Below are 17,718 nucleotides of genomic sequence, written 5' to 3'. Positions count from 1 at the left end.
TCAGTGGACGGTCTGTTTTTTCATCAGCAGGGCGGTGAGCGCCGACAGCAGGCATCCCGCGGTCAGATAGAGGGCCACGCTGTGCCATGAACCGCCGGAGAAGGTGACCAGCGCCGCGGCGATAAACGGCGTAAAACCGCCGCCGACCACGCTCGCCACCTGGTAGCCGACGCCGGCGCCGCTATAGCGATAGCTGGCGCCGAACAGCTCGGTAAACATCGGCTGCTGGACGCAGACCACCATATCATGGGCGATATTGGCCAGCATCAGGGCGAAGAACAGGATCCAGAAAACAGACTGACTCTCAAGCGCCATAAAGAACGGAAAACCGCTCAGCGTGCCGATCAGCGCGCCGGTGATATAGATCCGTCGGCGACCAAAGCGGTCTGCCAGCCAGGCGAAGCAGGGGATAGTCAGGCAACTGAGTCCGCCCACCAGCAGGCCGATGTTGAGAAACAGCTCGCGCGGCAGGCCGAGGTTTTGCGTGGAATAGTTGAGGGCGAAGGCGGTGACGATATACATCGTCAGCAGTTCGCACAGCCGCAGGGCGATAATCAGTAAAAACGCTCCCGGATGGCGAAGCAGGGCTTCCACCACCGGTAGTCGCTTTTTCTCCGGCTGAAGGCTGGCCTGGCTCTGCTGCGCTTCAAATTCCTGCGATTCCGCCATGCCGTTACGGATCCACAGCGCAATAAGGACCAGCACCACGCTGAACAGGAACGGTAAGCGCCAGCCCCAGCTGAGGAACTGCTCGTCGGTGGTCAGGCTGCTGATCAGCGATACCAGCCCGGTGGAGAGCAGCAGGCCGACGCCGTAGCCTACCTGCACCCCGCTGCTGTAAAAGGCTTTTTTGCCCTGCGGGGCGTTCTCCACCGAGAGCAGCGCCGCGCCGCCCCATTCCCCGCCGACGGCAAACCCCTGAACGGCCCGCAGGAACACCAGCAGCGCCGGCGCCCACCAGCCGATCTGGCTGAACGAGGGGAGCAGGCCGATGCAGGCGGTGGCGATACCCATCATCCAGACGGTCATCATCAGCATCCGTTTACGCCCGAGACGGTCGCCGAAGTGGCCAAAGATAATCCCGCCGAGCGGGCGAAAGAGAAACCCGACGCCGAAGGTAGCAAAGGCGGCAAGCGTCCCCATCGCCGGGCCGATCTGCGGGAAAAACTCGCGGTTAAACACCAGCGCGGCGGTAATGCCATAGAGAAGAAAATCGTACCAGTCGACCACCGCGCCGGCAAAACTGCCCCATGCCGCCCGCCGGGCGCGAAGCAGTGAATCTGGCGCCTCGGCGGGCTGCACGCTTATTGTTGAATCCATACCCTGTCCTGTCTGTCACATAATTTGTCGTTATTGGAATGAGACGCTTTTACTGTTGCGTCAGCGTTGAGACTACCGCGCAGCGGCCGTGGAGGAAAGTAGTTTGCCTGCTAAGCGGGGAGATGGCGCAAAAAAGAAGCGGCGGGAAAGGCGGGCTAAATCACACCCTGTACTAAACAATCTGGCAATTTGCCAGCCAGCTTATACTTTTAATTAAATCAACGGATAACAAAGAGGGACACCTTTTAAGAATTGACGTAAATGGTTTACACTTAACATGTCTCCTTCTCTGGAATGGTGAGTTAAATGCGTCTACTTCTTGCAGTGTTATTTTGTTCTGTCATGTTGCCTTCCGCTTACGCTGAAAAACTGCCTGCGCCGACAGGAAAACCTGTACTGACCATTTCCGGAAAAATCGGGAATACGAACGTCGGTGACAAAGCCGTTTTTGACCTCGCGGCGCTGGAAAAACTGGGGATGAAAACGGTGGAAACCACCACCCCCTGGTACACCGGTAAGGTTCGTTTCGATGGCATTCCCCTTAATAAACTCATGGATTTAGTCGGCGCTAAGGGCAAATCCGCGCGCGTGTTGGCGCTTAACGACTACACCACCATTATCCCGATTGATGATTTTTATAAATTCCCGGTCATTATGGCCTTAAAAATGAACGGCGAATATATGCGCGTTCGTGATAAAGGTCCATTATTTATCGTCTACCCTTACGACAGCAGCACTGAATTACAAAACCAGATCTATTATTCCCGATCGGCCTGGCAAGTTTCTAAGATTATTATAGAGTAAGGGTTGGATCTTGAATCGAATACTCACGGCTATTATTTTGTCGTTATTTATTGTTACCGGATATATTACCTATCTGGTGCATGAGCGACAAAGTGAGTTGCAAAAATTTACCCGCTATACAGACTCCTGGTCAATGTCGCAGATGGTGTCGGAATATATGCGACTGGAGTCTCGTCTGGCGGGAATGGCGATCGGGGCCGAAGGGGCGGACCACGATGAGGTGCGCCTGCGCCTGGAGATCATGATGAGCCAGATCGAACTCCTGCAGCAGGGCGATCTGGGTAAATTTATTAATAAAAGCGAACAGCGGAAGGCGGTGGTCGCGACGCTGATTCGTAATCTTCATCTGCTTGATAAACAAGTTGATACCATGACGCCGGAGCAGGTCAAACAGATCCTGCCGGTGTTGAGTGAACTGGATGGCCCCCTGACCTCAATGGCCGCCGCCACCCTGACGCAAGATATTAATATCGTTAATATCACGCATGATAAAATCCAGCATCTTTATTATATCTACTCGGTGATCTCCATTCTGCTGATCGCCATGTGTATTACCCTCGGCCTGTTGATGCTCCGGCAGAATAATAACCTGCGTCGCGCCCATGTGCGCATGAAGACGCTGGCCAACGATCTGCAGGCCTCGAAAGAGAAGTTGCAGGTACAGAACCGCCGACTGCAGTACGATGCCTACCATGATTCGCTGACCGGTATGCCGAATCGTCTCTCTTTCTGGCAGCGGTTGCAGGAGATTGTCAACCAGGTGCGCCCCTATCAGGGGTGCGCGGTGGTGATGCTGTTCGACCTCGACAGCTTTAAGGATGTGAACGATACCCTCGGCCATGATGCTGGCGATAAGCTGCTGCAGGATCTGGCCAGTCGTCTCTCTTTTTTCCGTAAAACCTCCGAGACGCTGTATCGCCTTGGCGGCGATGAGTTCGCGATGCTCTCTTACGATCTGACTGAAGAGATGGCCCTTGAGCGCGCCAATGTTATCCGGGAGAAGATCAGCCAGCCCTATCAGATCTACGATGCGCAGATTAATATCGACGCCTGCATCGGGATCGTTATCTCTGACGGCGAAAGCCGGACCGATTATCTGTACAAGTGTGCTGACCTTGCGCTGTACGAGGCGAAAAAAGAGGGCAGCGGTCATGTGCAAATTTTCCGGCCGGGCATGCTGCAGCGCCTGCAGGAGAATAAATCGTTCGAAGATGACCTGCTGCAGGCGCTGGCCCATGACGAATTTAAAGTCTACTACCAGCCGATCGCCGATACCGTCACGCGTGAAATCTACGGCTATGAAGCGCTGGTTCGCTGGTTCCATCCCGTGCGCGGCGCTGTGCCGCCGACGGTGTTTATTCCCGTCGCGGAGAAAATCGGCCTGATCAATACCCTCGGCGAGTGGGTGCTGAAAACCGCCTGCGCCGAAGCGGCCAGTTGGGCGACGCCGCTAAAAGTCTCGGTCAACGTTTCGCCGATTCAACTGATGAACACGTCGTTGACCGATACCATTATCGGCGTGCTGCAGCAGACCGGCCTCGATCCGCGACGTCTGGATCTGGAGATCACCGAGTCGGATGTGTTCAATGAGAATACCCGTTCGCTGGAAATTCTCAGCCAGCTGCGCGAGCAGGGCATTCAGATTTCCATTGATGACTTTGGTACCGGCTATTCTTCCCTGTCCCGTTTAAGCTACTTCCCGTTCGATAAAATCAAAATTGACCGCTCGTTTGTTATCAATATTCCGGAGCAAAAAGACGATTTGGATATCGTTCGCCTGATTATCAGTATGGGGAAGAGTCTGCATATGCGTATTGTGGCGGAAGGCGTGGAAACCGAAGAGCAGTTGACCTCGCTGCAGGCGCTGGGGTGCGACCTGGTCCAGGGGTATTTAATCGGCAAGCCGAGTCCGCTGCGCTAACAAATTTTTAACGCGTTTACTTTTATTCTCCGGGCGATTTCAGGATCCTGAAATCGCCTTTTTTATTTTACCGCGTCGCTAATCCCTGAGAGGTATAAAAAGGAGTAGACGGTAAAAGCAGCAACAAAATAATATCCTTAGCGTTTAAAAGGGGTATATGATATGCATCATATAGGCTATTTCTGAACGTCGCATTTGAGACGGTAAAGTGAGGCACCATCATGCAGCGAATCATTATTCCCACCCATTACGTTCACACCCGCAGCACGCCGCTGTGGACCAGGGAGACCGCCCCGGCCTCTATCTGGCGTCGCCATCTGGATGCCGGCACCCGGCAGGGCGTCTATCCTCGTCTCTCGGTGATGCAGGGGGCGATCCGCTATCTCGGCTATGCCGATGAAACCAGCCCCGAGCCTGTTGAAACGCTGACCATTGAAGCCGGGCAGTTTGGCGTTTTTCCGCCGGAGAAATGGCACTGTATTGAGGCGCTCAGCGAGGACACGGTTTTTAATGTCGACTTTTACGTCGATCCGAAAATTCTCATCGAGGGATAACAAGAGATGAACAGCGAAAATAAAGGCTATGCCTTGGCAGTTGAGAATGGCCAGCGTCAGGAAAAACGCGAAAAAATATATCTCAAACCGATGGCGCTTTATATTCCGCAGCACGCGGTGGAGGCGGTAAATAGTCTGCTGGATGACCTGCCAGCTGGCAATGAAGAAGAGGAGTGGGTGTTAACCGTCACCAATAATAATAACGGCGTCTCGGTTGATAAAACCTTTTCCTCGCTGGCGGCGCTGCGCGACCCGCTCACCGCCGCTGATACGGTGAAGGATCTGATCAATATCGTTCGCGGCTACGAGTCCGATGAAGAGACCAACGTTTGCGGCTGGTAAGCCCGCTACTCTTCCGCCGGATGGCGACCGTCACCTAATACCATCTGGCCGACCAGCCACTCCCGCAGAGCGATAATATCCGCGCGCTGCGCCGCAGCCTCGGTGGTGACCAGGTAGTAGCAGGCGCCTGGTAATGCACAGCTAAACGGCGCGGACAACACCCCGCGCTGCAGCAGATCCCGCGCCAGCAGTTCGCTGGCGATCACCACCCCCTGGCCGGCCACCGCCGCCTGCAGGGCATGGGTCTCATCGCTAAAGGTTAACCCCGCATCAATATTCAGCGTCGACGGCCCATAGCGGCGGCGCCAGTTCTCCCAGTTTGGCGAGTCGGCCGGCACGCGGCGGTTGGCGACGTGAAACAGCGTCACCCGCTGCAGATCTTCAGGCCGGGCGAGGCCCAGGGACGGGCTGGCGACCACGATAAAACGATCCTCATACAGCAGCGTACAGCACAGGTCTGGTTCCGGCATTTCACGATAGCGAATCGCGGCGTCCACGGTACCCAGTTGCAGATCCACCCGTTCGACGCTGGTGTGCAGACGCAGGTCGATAGCCGGAAAGCGGGCGGTAAAGTCCGCCAGCCGTGGCACCAGCCAGTGGGTGAGAAAATTGGAGGTGGTGGTGACGGTTAAGGATGGTGGCTGACGGGCATGAGCGATCTGGACGACGGCCTGTTCCAGGGCGCTAAAAGCGCGCTGCGTGGCGGCGTAGAGGATCTCGCCATCCGCAGTCAGACTAACGCCCTGTGCGCTGCGTTCGCACACCCGGCACTCCAGCACCGACTCCAGCAGTTTAATCTGATGGCTGACCGCCGTCGCGCTGACGCCGAGCGCCCCGGCGGCCTGTTTAAAACTGCGGTGGCGGGCGACGGCATGAAAGGCGCGCAGCGCCCCCAGCGGCGGTAGACGGGGTGTTCTCATGGCTGAGTTTTTCTCATCTATGGCTGAAAACTATGCGTTTGTGTAAGGCAATATAGTGGCGCTAGGCTACGGGCATGTAAAGACAGTGGCATGAATTAAATTCATGCTGCTTCGCCTGTCAGGAGTCAATTATGCACGTTGTAAGCCGCTACACCGCCGCGGACGCGGCGGGGATTATCGAGCCGCGTGGCCGCGCCATCGCCCTGAGCGTGGCTTTTGCCGCCGGAGTCTTGCTGTTAAACATGGTTCCCGTTATCGGCGTGACCGGCACGCTGAGTCTGCTGACGGCACTGAGCGCCGCCTGCGGCGCCGGGTGGGGATCCACACGCGGGCATTCCTGGCTTTATCGCTCGCCCCTGGCGGCGACGCGCTGGGCCTTTCTGCTGTCGGCGGCCGGCTGGCTGCTGGCACTGGTGGCCTGGTATGGCGGGCAGGACTGGCCCGCCATGCTGCCGGGCGTGGCGTGCGGCGGGGCGGGGGCGGCTGTCGCCTGGCGGATTGCGGCGGGACGGTCGGCGCAGTGTGGGCCCAGAATCGATGGCGCAACGCTGCTGAGCGTGGTCGTTGTCATCGCGGCGACGCTGTTGGCCCAACACACCGCCGGGGCCGGGCGCAGCGGCGTGTGCTTCGCCTTCGCCGTGCTGCTGGACCTGTCGCTGCTCGGCGCGCTGATCGTGCGTATCAGGCAGCAGGAGAGCGCGGCGTAACGGAGTCCGGCGGTAAATGAAGCGAGCGGGGTAAGTCACCCGGCGTGGTGACAAATTTCTTCTACACTGTTACAGGCATCACATTCCTGTGCGGTCGGCACTCCTGCCGGCCGCCGTCGGCGTTCAGCCCAGGCACGGGCCTGCAGGCTGGTTATCCTGAAAGAGGAGTCTGTAACATGGCATTTGTCACCACCCAAGACGGCGTCAACATTTACTTCAAAGACTGGGGTCCAAAGGAAGCTCAGCCGATTGTCTTTCATCACGGCTGGCCCCTGAGCGCCGACGACTGGGATAACCAGATGTTGTTTTTCCTTGCCGAAGGTTTTCGGGTCATCGCTATCGACCGTCGGGGTCATGGCCGCTCCGATCAGGTTAGCGAGGGGCACGATATGGACCATTACGCGGCGGACGTTTCGGCGGTGGTGGAACATCTGGATCTGCACAATGCGGTCCACGTCGGGCACTCCACTGGCGGCGGCCAGGTTGCCCGCTACGTCGCCCGCTACGGCCAGCCGCAGGGGCGGGTGGCGAAAGCGGTGTTAATTAGCGCCGTCCCGCCGCTGATGGTGAAAACCGAGCAGAATCCGGGCGGTACGCCGATCGAGGTGTTTGATGGTTTCCGCAAAGCGCTGGCGGCGAACCGCGCCCAGTTCTATCTCGACGTCGCCTCTGGCCCGTTCTATGGCTTCAATCGTGACGGGGCAGAAGTGTCGCAGGGGACGATCCAGAACTGGTGGCGACAGGGAATGATCGGCAGCGCCAAGGCCCATTATGAAGGTATCAAGGCGTTTTCAGAGACTGACCAGACGGAAGACCTTAAGTCGATCACCTTGCCGGTGCTGGTGATGCAGGGGGATGACGACCAGGTGGTTCCCTATAAAAATGCGGCCATTCTGCAGGACAAACTGCTGCCGAACAGCCAGCTAATCATTTATCCTGGCTTCCCGCACGGGATGCACACCTCCCACGCCGATACCATCAACGCCGATCTGCTGGCGTTTATCCGCGCCTGATCTTCCCCCTTTGCCGGGCAGAGTGCCGTTAATGGCATTCCGCCAGCGCCCTGGTCGCCAGTCGCCGGGGCGCGCTGGTTGACGAGCAGGGGAAATCTGCTTAACTCATGGGATACCTGACGACTATTTTCCCCCTGGCAGGATAAAACGCCGGGTTTCTCTGTAGAAACCCGGCAGAATTCTGCGCAAGAGACAAGAGAGAGACAATGAAATTAGCCGGACTTCATCCCGACGAGCAGCGTCGCCTGCAATCGCTACGTTCTTCCGGGCTGTTGAATAGCGGAAAAGAAGAACGCTTCGATCGCCTGACCAGGCTTGCCCGTTCGCTGTATAACCTGCCGGTGGCGTCCATCAGTCTGGTGGGGGAAGATCTCCTGCATATCAAGTCCTGTGCCGGCCTCGATGTGGACACGGTGCCGAGAGATATTTCATTTTGCGCCCATACCATCCTGCAAACCGACCCGCTTATCGTCAACGACATGCAGCAGGACGAGCGCTTTCACGATAACCCGCTGGTCATTGCGGCGCCGTTTATCCGCTTTTACGCCGGGTATCCGGTGCAACTGCCGGATGGCGCGACCGTCGGGTCTTTTTGTCTGATGGACCATCAGCCGCGTTCATTTTCCGCCCATGAAATGCAGATCTTAAGCGATCTGGCGGCGATCGTGGAGGATGAGTTCAAGGTGCTGGATGCAGCAACCTCTGATGAGCTGACGGGACTGTTTAATCGCCGGGGATTCCTTACCCTGGCGGAGTATGCCCTGCTGACGGCCCAGCGCCGCCAGGAGCCGGTAAGCCTCGCCTTTGTCGACCTCGACCGCTTCAAGCACATCAATGATACCTGGGGGCATGAAGAGGGCGACCGCGCGCTGATCGCCATCGCCGATTTGATGAAAGCGGCCTTCCGTGAGTCCGATATCCTCGCCAGGCAGGGTGGGGACGAATTTATCATTCTGTTCGCCAATACCAGCCGCCACGATGCCGCGACAGCGATGGAGACGCTCAGTCACAACGTGGCCCGTTTCAACCAGCAGGCGGCTCACCCCTGGCAGCTGGCGTTCTCCTGGGGCTGCGTCGAGTACGATCCCGCCAGCCATCCCAGTCTCAACGCGCTGGTGGCCACCGCTGACCGGCTGATGTACCAGGCGAAGCAGAAGCAGGGTCGCGAGCGTCGCTAACCTGGCGTGGAGGCGTTCTGCAGGTACCGCTGCGCCTGCTGCCGCTTCTGCGCATAGCTGCTGAGCAGCGCCTGCTGTGATTTGCCTTCGTTATCGTAAAACAGACCGTCTTCGTCGGCGATAAAGCGATAATGCTGTTCCAGCTGGCCTATCACCCAGTCGATACGTTGCAGAGTGAGTAAGGTACACGACTGGCCATGCAGATCGTCTTCGATATCCAGCACGTGGGAGCGGAAAGCCTCCACGGCAAATAACCGGCTCAGCGCGGCTGGGTCCGCCAGCGCCGACGCCCAGCGCGCCGTTATCTGCTGAAAATGGGCCTGCACCTGCGGGGCGGCCTGTCGGGCGCGGAGCCAGGCGAGCTTGCGCCGGTAGCTTTCGAGCGCCAGCCGCTTCAGATCGCGATAGTGCGCCAGCTGCTGCTCCGCGCCGGGAACCTGGGTCATCAGCCAGCTAAAAAAGAAGCGGGTCTCAAAGCGCTCGACAAAGTGAAACAGCGGATCGGCCAGACCGTTGCTGTTGAATTCCCTGAGCGGATCGAAGGGATACATGTAGCCAAAATCGAACAGCCACAGCTGCGCCTGGCGGTCCACCAGCAGATTTCCACGACAGAGATCCCACTCCATCAGCCCCTGTTCTTCGCAGGCTTCCAGGGTCGTAAATAGCTGGGCGATCAACGTCGGGGTCAGCTGGTGGATCAGCTCGCCATCGATCCACGGTGAGAGCAGGATGCCGAGGCGATAATCGGCATACAGCGTCGGAACGATGTGGGTGAAGCGCGGGGCGGTGACCGGGTTATCCTTCAGCCGCTGCAACGCCTGCCGGCACTGCACTTCATTTAAAAACGACAGCTGGCCGTTGAGGTTGGCGACGCCGGCGACGGCGCGTCGTTTTTTTAAATTGTACTCCTTGCCGGCGATGCGCAGCCGGTAAACCTCGCCGGTCAGGCCTGAGCCGTATACCTGCACCACATAAGGGGAATCGGGGCCCAGTGCGGCGAGGGTTTCGGGTGGCAGCGGGCAGTGGCTGACGTCGCCGACGATAAGGGGTTCTCCGCTGCGATCGAACGCCTGCTGTTGCTGTTGTCTGAGGTTCATGGTGCCTCCGGGTATAACGTTATACAGCGTGGATAATCCACGCTATCTCACCCGCAAGCGGCAGTGAATTCATCCTGCTGGCGGGGGCTTTTTCAGGCTGAGCTGGGGGGCGTTCACGGAGGATACTCGGGGCGTAGGGAGGCGGCAGGGAACGGCATCGCACCTGAGCAAATCTGGCCTTCTCACTATCGCTGATGTTCCTCCAGCGCAACACGGATACGGAAGCAGCGCCGCATTTTGTTTATCTGATTCGCCATGATCCTTTGAACCCCAGAATCAGTTTTCTATTATCGCCTTCTTACAACGAAATTAGTTCTAGCCTGCACACAATGCTTCCTGAACTGCAAGAAGTGCCCGATGTTTCAGGATGGTCGCCGTTTTACAGGTCATCACACCGCTGAAAACAGCCGGATCTGTCCTTCGATGGATGACGGTTAATTACGCTAAGGAAATCACCATGAGTCTGATGAGTAATTGTGCATAATTCACCCTGAATGTTATATTAAAATATAATATTCGGAGGTCCTCTATGTACAAAACTCGCCTGAAAAAGGTTGGCGGATCCATCATGCTGGCGGTTCCTCCCGCCGTGCTGAAAACGCTGGAGCTGTCGACAGACAGCGAAGTGGGTATGACTATAGATAATGGCTGCCTGATTATTGAACCGCAGAAACGGCCCCATTATTCGCTTGAGGAACTGTTGGCGCAGTGCGATCCGCACGCCGAAATGAGCGAAGAGGATCGGGAATGGATTGATGCGCCTGCGGTGGGCAAGGAGATTCTGTAAATGGACCGAGGGGAAATCTGGCTTGTTTCACTGGATCCGATTGCTGGCCACGAGCAAAGTGGAAAACGTCCGGTCCTCATTGTATCGAAGGCATCGTTTAACAAGCTGACCCGGCTACCGGTCGTGGTTCCCGTGACCAGCGGCGGAAACGTTGCACGTACAGCAGGCTTCACGGTTTCACTGGAAGAGGCGGGGACCAAAACAACAGGCGTTATTCGCTGCGACCAGCCCAGAACTATCGATATGGCGGCCCGGAACGGCAAGCGTCTGGAACGCATACCTGACGCCGTTATCAACGAGGTGCTTGCCAGGCTGGATGCGATTCTCAGTTAACGTCAGCGACGCAAAAAAGCAAAAAGCCTGCTCGAAAGCAGGCTTTTTAAATTTGGCTCCTCTGACTGGACTCGAACCAGTGACATACGGATTAACAGTCCGCCGTTCTACCGACTGAACTACAGAGGAATCGTGTGGAGTCGTATCTTAGCGGCGAAAAATCTTTTGTCAAACATCAATTCGCCTGTTCAGGCGCAACTGCCGCTTCCATCAACAATTTGTTGTCATTTCCGACAATTATTCAGGAAAAATACTTTGCAGGATATCCATTTCTCAATCATCATTTGAAATGTTGTTTCAACATCTCTCACTAAGGTCTCTCTTGAACGTCACCTCCGCCGTACGCCAGGCCGTCGAACGGACATCCTGGTTTAAAAAACGTCAGCGTTATCGTGTGCTGTACTGGCGCGAAATCAGCCCTCTCGCTGTCCCCATTCTGCTGGAAAATGCCTGTGTGCTGTTGATGGGGGTATTGAGCACCTTCCTTGTCAGCTGGCTGGGAAAAGAGGCCATGGCCGGGGTGGGGCTGGCCGATAGCTTTAACATGGTGATCATGTCGTTCTTTGCCGCCATCGATCTTGGCACCACGGTGGTGGTGGCTTTTAGCCTTGGCAAGCGCGATCGGCGGCGGGCGAGAGCGGCCGCGCGTCAGTCGCTGGCCATTATGACGCTGTTTTCCATTTTGCTGGCGGGAGTGATCCATGCCTTTGGGCAGGAGATTATTGATTTTGTCGCCGGTGACGCCACTGCGCAGGTTAAGGCCCTGGCCCTGACCTACCTGGAGCTGACGGCGCTGAGCTATCCAGCGGCGGCGATTGCGCTGATCGGTAGCGGTGCACTGCGCGGCGCCGGAACCACCAAAATCCCGCTGCTGATCAACGGCGGGATGAACATCCTCAACATTTTAATCAGCAGCGTGCTCATCTACGGCATCTTCTCCTGGCCGGGGCTGGGGTTTGTCGGCGCCGGTCTTGGGCTGACCATTGCTCGCTATATTGGCGCGATAGCCACTATCTGGGTGCTGATGGTGGGTCTCAATCCGGCGCTGCGGCTGTCGCTGAAGGGCTACTTCAAACCCTTTAACTTCGCCATTATCTGGGAGGTGATGGGGATCGGCATCCCGGCCAGTATCGAATCGGTCCTGTTCAATGGCGGCAAGTTGCTGACCCAAATGTTTGTCGCCGGGATGGGCACCAACGTTATCGCCGGCAACTTTATCGCTTTTTCAGTGGCCTCGCTGATTAACCTGCCGGGTAACGCCCTCGGCTCCGCCTCGACGATCATTACCGGCAAGCGACTGGGGAAAGGGCAGATTGGTCAGGCTGAATTCCAGGCCTGGCACGTATTTTGGCTGTCGACGATCATTCTGACGCTGATCGCCTGGGGCAGCGCCCCCTTCGCCGGCTTTATCGCCTCGTTCTATACCCATGAAGACGATGTGAAAGAGGTGGTGAAGCAGTTGCTGTGGCTCAACGCCCTGTTTATGCCAATCTGGTCGCTGTCGTGGACCTTACCCTGCGCGTTTAAGGGGGCCCGCGACGTTCGCTATACCATGTGGGTGTCGATGCTGGGCATGTGGGGCTGCCGGGTGGTGGCGGGCTATACGTTGGGTATCGTGCTGGGGATGGGCGTAATTGGCGTATGGTTGGGGATGGTGCTCGACTGGGCGGTGCGCGGTGTGCTGTTTTACTTCCGCATGGTAAGCGGTCGCTGGCTGTGGAAGTACCCGCGCGTGAAGGCCACGTCGGAGGAAACCTGAGCCGTTTGCGGGCAGGAACGCCATTTTTTGCGCAAAGTGAGGAATAATTCGGCAAACGATTCATTTTATTGAAAACAGGCTTTGACAGCGCCGGGCGTCATCGATAATATGCGCCCCGTTCACACGATTCCTCTGTAGTTCAGTCGGTAGAACGGCGGACTGTTAATCCGTATGTCACTGGTTCGAGTCCAGTCAGAGGAGCCAAATTTAAGAAGCCTGCTTTCGAGCAGGCTTTTTGCTTTTCTGCGCGCCACGCTTCCCTGTGGACGCACATCCAAAGTTCTCGCCGGGCCGTTCGTTTCGCTCATCCCGGCACTGACGATCCCCTGCGGGGAACGCCAGCGTGTTTCCTTTCTATCCCTGCGTCACCGGTTAACGGAACGGCGGTTCGTTGAAGGTGCGTAGCTTACGCGAGTGCATGTGATCCCCCTCGGCGCGCAGCAGGTCGATCGCCCGGATGCCTATCTGCAGATGCTCGGAGATAGCCCCCTCGTAGAAGCGGTTGGCCTGGCCCGGTAGCTTGATTTCACCGTGCAGCGGCTTGTCCGAGACGCAGAGTAGCGTGCCGTAAGGCACGCGGAAGCGATAGCCCTGGGCGGCGATGGTCGCGCTCTCCATATCGATAGCCACCGCGCGGCTGAGATTAAAGCGCAGCGCCGAAGCAGAATAGCGCAGCTCCCAGTTACGGTCGTCGGTGGTGACCACCGTTCCGGTACGCAGCCGCTGCTTCACCTCCTCGCCGGGCATCCCGCTCACCTGCTTGGTGGCGTCGTACAGCGCACGCTGCACTTCGGCAATGCTGGGGATCGGAATATCTGGCGGCAGTACCGCATCCAGCACATGGTCGTCGCGCAGATAGGCGTGGGCCAGCACATAGTCGCCGATAGCCTGGCTTTCACGCAGGCCGCCGCAGTGGCCAATCATCAGCCAGACATCGGGGCGCAGTACCGCCAGATGGTCACAAATGGTTTTGGCGTTAGCCGGGCCGACGCCAATGTTAATCAGCGTGATCCCTTTGCAGTCGTGGGTGATCAAATGCCAGGCCGGCATCTGGTGCTTCTTCCACGCCAGATCGGAAATGGCCTGTTCCGGCGCTTCCGTTTCCGCGGTGATCCAGATCCCGCCGGCGCAGGAGAGGGCGATATAGGGGCTGTCGGGATCGAGGATCTGGCTGCAGCCCCAGCTGACGAACTCATCCACATAGCGGGTATAGTTGGTGAACAGCACGTAGGGCTGGAAATGTTCCGCCGGCGTGCCGGTGTAGTGTCGCAGACGCGCCAGCGAAAAATCGACGCGGCGGGCGTCAAAGTGCGACAGCGGATAGAACTCGGTAGGGTGGAACAGGCCATCTGCTGTCTCATCGCCAATCTGTGACAGCTCGGTGGTGGGAAAATAGCGCGTCAGACCAGCGCTCATCGAGCGGTCGAGGGTCAGGGTGGATCCATCTATCACATAAGGATAGGGGATCTCATGCTGCGAAAGCTCGACGCTGATATGCGCGCCATAGTCCTGGTACAGCAAGGTCAGTTGTTCCAGCAGATAGCTGCGGAACAGTTTTGGATTGGTGATGGTGGTGGTATAGCAACCGGCATGGGTAAAACGCCCCCAGGCGCGCGTTTTGAGGGCCTTATGGTCGGCGCCGTCCCAGGAGACCGACAGCTGCGGGTAGACAAAAAGGCCTTCCGCACGGGCTTCGGTATCAGGGAGCGTATTATGGTCGATATAGTCGCCGATGGCCTTGCGTAACGCCGTGACCGAGGCTTCATAGCGCGCTTCCAGCTCGGCAAGCGCTTGTTCCGGGGTCAGACTGGCGGCCTTGTGATTCATTATTCGCTCCTTGTTTCAGGTCTGCTGACATTCCCGATAGTATGTCACAGCGTGAAAAGGACGAAGGGGAATTTATATATTGGATGCGAAGATACTGAGACTATAACTGGCTAAGGGCCGGACGTGCTTTTTATCCGCCGAGTTTGGCCCAGCGCTCACTGCTATAATGAGTGGCTTTGAGGATCTTCAACGTCTGCGCCGGGTTATTATTCAGACAATAACGAGCATTGGCCAGCGGAGTGAGTTTATCGCCTTCCTGCAGGTGGAGGCGACAAGCTTCAATTTCCGCAATCATCTCCAGCGCACCGCTCTGCAGCACGACGCAGCAGGAGCTGGTCATTGAATTTTTTCGTACTTTTTTTACCCACCACTCCATCTATATCTTCCTGTCCTGATCGCGTCCCTGCCGATAATTCATGTTTCCTCAAGGTCTGACAATAAGATTATCCCCTTGGTTTATACAGTGTTTAAAAATACGCGACCGAACGTTGATCTCATCGGTAGGCTTTTTTTCACCGAACATGAATGATCTGCCGGGTTTAATTTGCCGGAACCGATGACTATGCTGAGAAGCAGACAGTGAAAATAGCCTGTCAGGAATAGGGCAGATGAGTTCGGCTACGCGAAAAATATAAGAGGGAGCGTCATGAAGCATGTTTTACGCCACTGGCGAACGTCGGGCGCCGTGATTGGCTCACTGCTAAAAAAAGGGATCATTGCGGTACTGGTGCTGCTGGTGGTCTTTCTCGCCGGGCGGATCTATGAGTCCCAGCGTGGCCCGGCCCTGCATCGCTGGCATACCTGGAGCGCCAACGAGATGTCGGCCGAAGAGATCGACCAGGCGACCTTTGCCCAGTATCTGGCGCGGGAGAAGACGATTTTCGCCGATCTCCAGCGCGAGGTGACAGAGGCTTTGCCGGAGGAAGATAAAACCCCGGTCAACCGCTTTTATCGTCACAGCCGGGTCTGGCCGGGGCAGTTTAAGCAGGACTGGAATCGTTCTTTTGTGCTGTTGCCGCAGGGCAAGCCGCGCGGCAGCGTGGTGCTGCTCCATGGCCTGACCGATTCGCCCTACAGCGTGCGCTATCTGGCGCAACTCTGGCAGCAGCGGGGTTATGTGGCGGTGGTGCCGCGTTTGCCGGGACACGGCACCGCGCCGGGGGCGTTAACGGCGGTGGACTGGGAGACCTGGCTGGCGGCGACGCGTCTGGCAGTGCGCGAAGCGACGCGCCTGGCCGGGGCGGACGTGCCGCTGCATCTGGTCGGCTACTCTAACGGCGGCGCGCTGGCGCTCAAGTATGCTCTTGATAGCCTGGAAGACAATCACTTGCGCCAGCCGCAGCAGATTATCCTGCTGTCGCCGATGATCGGTGTGACCGCGTTTGCCCGTTTCGCTGGCCTAGCCGGGCTGCCGTCCATCTTCCCGGCGTTCGCCCGCGCGGCCTGGCTGAACGTGGCGCCTGAGTTTAATCCCTTCAAGTACAACTCCTTTCCGGTCAAGGCGGCAAGACAGTCCTGGTTATTGAGCCAGGCGCTGCAGCAGCAGATTATCCGCGCGTCCCGTCAGGGCGAGCTGAAAGCGCTGCCGCCGGTCCTGACCTTTCAGTCAGTGATGGATTCCACGGTCAGCACCCGGGCGGTGGTGGAGTCCCTGTATCGCTACCTGCCGGACAACGGCAGCGAGCTGGTGGTGTTCGACATTAACCAGGCGGCGGATCTCCGGGTCCTGTTCCGTCCCGCGCTCTATGCGGCAGTCAATACGCTGCTGCCCCCGGCGCCGCGGGCCTATACCACCACGGTGGTGACCAACGCGACGGCGCACACGCTGCAGACCATCGCCCGTACCACGCTGGCGCAGGAGCGGGATGAGCATCGTTATCCGTTGCATCTCGCCTGGCCGGCGGATATGTACTCTCTGTCGCATGTGGCGGTGCCGTTTCCCCTGAGCGACTCGCTGTATGGTCGCGAGCCGGACGAGAGGAACCGCTACGGCATCAGCCTGGGCACCATTTCACTGCGTGGGGAAACCGGAACGCTGAGCGTGGGGCTGGAGACGTTAATGCGCGTCACCTCCAATCCTTTCTTTCCGTGGATGCTGGCGCGCGTCGATGAGCACATCACCTGCGGCGAACAGGCGGCGGTGGCGGCCTGCCTGAAAGCGCAGGCCAGAGCAGAGGCGTTAAAACAGGATCAGGTGCAGAACGGTACGCAGCAGGATGCCGACGATCGCCGCGGGAACGACAAAGCGAAACAGGCGCACAAACCGTGAGCTGATGCCGAGAAAAATACCGATACCGGGGAGGTCAAAGGTCTGGATCAGCAGGCCGGCCGAGGCGTTGACCTGGCTGACGGTGACTTTGCCCTGCTGGATCAGCTCAGAAATGACGCCAAAGTAGGCGGTGCCCCCGGCGACGCACTTCACCAGCGCCGGCAGCACAAAGTTCTGCGGGATATGCAGCCAGCCAAGTACCGGCTTCAGCGCCTGCTGTAGCAGGTCAATGGCCCCGGCGCCCTGCAGCAGTCCGACGATGGTTAACGACAGGATCAGCATCGGGACTGCGCCGAGCGCCAGGCGGATGGCGTCGGAGCCGGCGCTGTTGATCACCGCCAGTATGCCCTGGCTGTTTTGCTCGGCGTTAGGTAACGCTTCCGCGCGAGGATTTTCGGCGACCGATAAGCGCCGTCCGGTGACGTGCCAGGCGACGGCGGCCGCGCACAGCCCGCCGATCACCGAGATAACGATCGAGGCCAGCCAGTGCAGACCAAAAGGGGTGAGGGGATAAAAGACGTTGCCTTGCCCCATGGCGAACACCATGGCCAGCGTGGCGGCCATTTGCCGGTCCGAGACGCCGCGTTTGTCCATAATCGACAACGTCGCAAGCGGGGCGGCAAAGCTGACAAAGTTAATCTGGATCAGGGCGAAGGCGCTCATCCCGGTTAAGCCGAAGGGCTTCAGCAGCGGGGCAACCCAGCGAACAATCACATCGAGGATGCCGCGGACCTCCAGATATTTCATGATGATCAGCATGATCACCATAATCGGCAACAGCGTATACAGTGCAACGTCAACGGATGATTTACCCGCCGCCATAATGATGCTTATGACATCCATTTACTTTTTACCACTCGCAAAGGCATCGGTTCGCGTCATCATAA

Annotated in this window: 18 protein-coding genes, 2 tRNA genes and 1 pseudogene; 13 read left to right on the top strand and 8 right to left on the bottom strand. The window is 57.7% G+C overall.

Annotation, left to right across the window (positions count from 1 at the left end; genetic code table 11):
• A complete protein-coding gene (shiA, locus tag A1WC_RS08940) occupies nucleotides 1-1,320 on the bottom strand; it encodes a shikimate transporter (RefSeq protein WP_016161437.1) in 1,320 nt (439 codons plus the stop codon).
• Between the two features lie 306 nt (nucleotides 1,321-1,626).
• Here shiA and A1WC_RS08945 point away from each other — a divergent pair, with 306 nt between their 5' ends.
• Entirely contained in the window at nucleotides 1,627-2,124 is a 498-nt protein-coding gene (locus tag A1WC_RS08945) for a molybdopterin-dependent oxidoreductase (protein WP_012541125.1), read from the top strand.
• Between the two features lie 10 nt (nucleotides 2,125-2,134).
• Nucleotides 2,135-4,045: a putative bifunctional diguanylate cyclase/phosphodiesterase gene (locus A1WC_RS08950; RefSeq protein ID WP_012541126.1), complete on the top strand. Its 1,911-nt coding sequence runs from the start codon at nucleotides 2,135-2,137 to the stop codon at nucleotides 4,043-4,045.
• Here A1WC_RS08950 and A1WC_RS28200 read toward each other — a convergent pair.
• Nucleotides 4,042-4,169: pseudogene (locus A1WC_RS28200) on the bottom strand (hypothetical protein). The gene A1WC_RS08950 and the pseudogene A1WC_RS28200 sit on opposite strands and share 4 nt — an antisense overlap.
• A 97-nt stretch (nucleotides 4,170-4,266) precedes the next feature.
• Here A1WC_RS28200 and A1WC_RS08955 point away from each other — a divergent pair.
• Both A1WC_RS08955 and A1WC_RS08960 read left to right on the top strand, forming a co-directional pair.
• Nucleotides 4,267-4,599 carry a DUF1971 domain-containing protein gene (locus A1WC_RS08955; protein WP_008804152.1) on the top strand — a complete coding sequence of 111 codons (333 nt, stop codon included), beginning with the start codon at nucleotides 4,267-4,269 and terminating at the stop codon, nucleotides 4,597-4,599.
• Between the two features lie 6 nt (nucleotides 4,600-4,605).
• Entirely contained in the window at nucleotides 4,606-4,941 is a 336-nt protein-coding gene (locus tag A1WC_RS08960) for a DUF1869 domain-containing protein (RefSeq protein WP_016161436.1), read from the top strand.
• Nucleotides 4,942-4,946: 5 nt separating this feature from the next.
• Here A1WC_RS08960 and A1WC_RS08965 read toward each other — a convergent pair whose 3' ends face one another.
• Nucleotides 4,947-5,861 (bottom strand): LysR substrate-binding domain-containing protein, encoded by a 915-nt coding sequence (locus A1WC_RS08965; RefSeq protein ID WP_016161435.1) that lies wholly within the window; start codon nucleotides 5,859-5,861, stop codon nucleotides 4,947-4,949.
• A gap of 131 nt (nucleotides 5,862-5,992) precedes the next feature.
• Between A1WC_RS08965 and A1WC_RS08970 the strand changes: the two genes are divergently transcribed.
• From A1WC_RS08970 to A1WC_RS08980, 3 genes are all read left to right on the top strand, one after another.
• On the top strand, nucleotides 5,993-6,568 hold the full coding sequence (locus A1WC_RS08970; protein WP_016161434.1) for a hypothetical protein: 576 nt from the start codon (nucleotides 5,993-5,995) through the stop codon (nucleotides 6,566-6,568).
• Between the two features lie 176 nt (nucleotides 6,569-6,744).
• A complete protein-coding gene (locus A1WC_RS08975; protein WP_008804155.1) occupies nucleotides 6,745-7,581 on the top strand; it encodes an alpha/beta fold hydrolase in 837 nt (278 codons plus the stop codon).
• A 206-nt stretch (nucleotides 7,582-7,787) separates the two neighbouring features.
• Nucleotides 7,788-8,759 (top strand): sensor domain-containing diguanylate cyclase, encoded by a 972-nt coding sequence (locus A1WC_RS08980; protein WP_016161433.1) that lies wholly within the window; start codon nucleotides 7,788-7,790, stop codon nucleotides 8,757-8,759.
• Here the strand turns inward: A1WC_RS08980 and A1WC_RS08985 are convergent.
• Nucleotides 8,756-9,856 carry an AarF/UbiB family protein gene (locus tag A1WC_RS08985; RefSeq protein ID WP_016161432.1) on the bottom strand — a complete coding sequence of 367 codons (1,101 nt, stop codon included), beginning with the start codon at nucleotides 9,854-9,856 and terminating at the stop codon, nucleotides 8,756-8,758. The two genes, A1WC_RS08980 and A1WC_RS08985, sit on opposite strands and share 4 nt — an antisense overlap.
• Nucleotides 9,857-10,385: 529 nt before the next feature.
• Here A1WC_RS08985 and A1WC_RS08990 point away from each other — a divergent pair.
• The gene (locus tag A1WC_RS08990; protein WP_016161431.1) at nucleotides 10,386-10,643 is read left to right on the top strand and encodes a hypothetical protein; all 258 of its coding nucleotides are present in this window, start codon (nucleotides 10,386-10,388) and stop codon (nucleotides 10,641-10,643) included.
• Nucleotides 10,644-10,976, top strand: coding sequence for a type II toxin-antitoxin system PemK/MazF family toxin (locus A1WC_RS08995; RefSeq protein ID WP_016161430.1), 333 nt, complete (start codon nucleotides 10,644-10,646; stop codon nucleotides 10,974-10,976). It abuts the gene before it with no gap.
• A gap of 53 nt (nucleotides 10,977-11,029) precedes the next feature.
• On the opposite strand, the gene A1WC_RS09000 is transcribed toward A1WC_RS08995, so the two are convergent.
• Nucleotides 11,030-11,105 (bottom strand) — tRNA-Asn (locus A1WC_RS09000).
• Nucleotides 11,106-11,110: 5 nt separating this feature from the next.
• On the opposite strand from A1WC_RS09000, the gene A1WC_RS28550 reads away from it, so the two are divergent.
• From A1WC_RS28550 to A1WC_RS09010, 3 genes are all read left to right on the top strand, one after another.
• Nucleotides 11,111-11,290 carry a DUF5951 family protein gene (locus tag A1WC_RS28550; RefSeq protein WP_219163281.1) on the top strand — a complete coding sequence of 60 codons (180 nt, stop codon included), beginning with the start codon at nucleotides 11,111-11,113 and terminating at the stop codon, nucleotides 11,288-11,290.
• Nucleotides 11,291-11,298: 8 nt separating this feature from the next.
• On the top strand, nucleotides 11,299-12,735 hold the full coding sequence (locus A1WC_RS09005) for an EmmdR/YeeO family multidrug/toxin efflux MATE transporter (RefSeq protein WP_016161429.1): 1,437 nt from the start codon (nucleotides 11,299-11,301) through the stop codon (nucleotides 12,733-12,735).
• Between the two features lie 128 nt (nucleotides 12,736-12,863).
• Nucleotides 12,864-12,939 (top strand) — tRNA-Asn (locus A1WC_RS09010).
• Between the two features lie 168 nt (nucleotides 12,940-13,107).
• On the opposite strand, the gene A1WC_RS09015 is transcribed toward A1WC_RS09010, so the two are convergent.
• Both A1WC_RS09015 and pmrD read right to left on the bottom strand, forming a co-directional pair.
• On the bottom strand, nucleotides 13,108-14,562 hold the full coding sequence (locus A1WC_RS09015; protein ID WP_016161428.1) for an AMP nucleosidase: 1,455 nt from the start codon (nucleotides 14,560-14,562) through the stop codon (nucleotides 13,108-13,110).
• A gap of 130 nt (nucleotides 14,563-14,692) precedes the next feature.
• Nucleotides 14,693-14,938, bottom strand: coding sequence for a signal transduction protein PmrD (pmrD, locus tag A1WC_RS09020; protein ID WP_008804171.1), 246 nt, complete (start codon nucleotides 14,936-14,938; stop codon nucleotides 14,693-14,695).
• Between the two features lie 270 nt (nucleotides 14,939-15,208).
• On the opposite strand from pmrD, the gene A1WC_RS09025 reads away from it, so the two are divergent.
• Nucleotides 15,209-16,831 (top strand): alpha/beta hydrolase, encoded by a 1,623-nt coding sequence (locus A1WC_RS09025; protein ID WP_016161427.1) that lies wholly within the window; start codon nucleotides 15,209-15,211, stop codon nucleotides 16,829-16,831.
• Here A1WC_RS09025 and A1WC_RS09030 read toward each other — a convergent pair.
• Nucleotides 16,742-17,674 (bottom strand): nucleoside recognition domain-containing protein, encoded by a 933-nt coding sequence (locus tag A1WC_RS09030; protein ID WP_012967638.1) that lies wholly within the window; start codon nucleotides 17,672-17,674, stop codon nucleotides 16,742-16,744. The two genes, A1WC_RS09025 and A1WC_RS09030, sit on opposite strands and share 90 nt — an antisense overlap.
• Nucleotides 17,675-17,718: the final 44 nt, after the last annotated feature.

This window comes from Klebsiella sp. KTE92, from assembly GCF_000398905.1.
In the GTDB taxonomy this organism is placed as follows: domain Bacteria; phylum Pseudomonadota; class Gammaproteobacteria; order Enterobacterales; family Enterobacteriaceae; genus Klebsiella; species Klebsiella variicola.
This window is presented reverse-complemented; position numbering and strand designations above follow the sequence as displayed.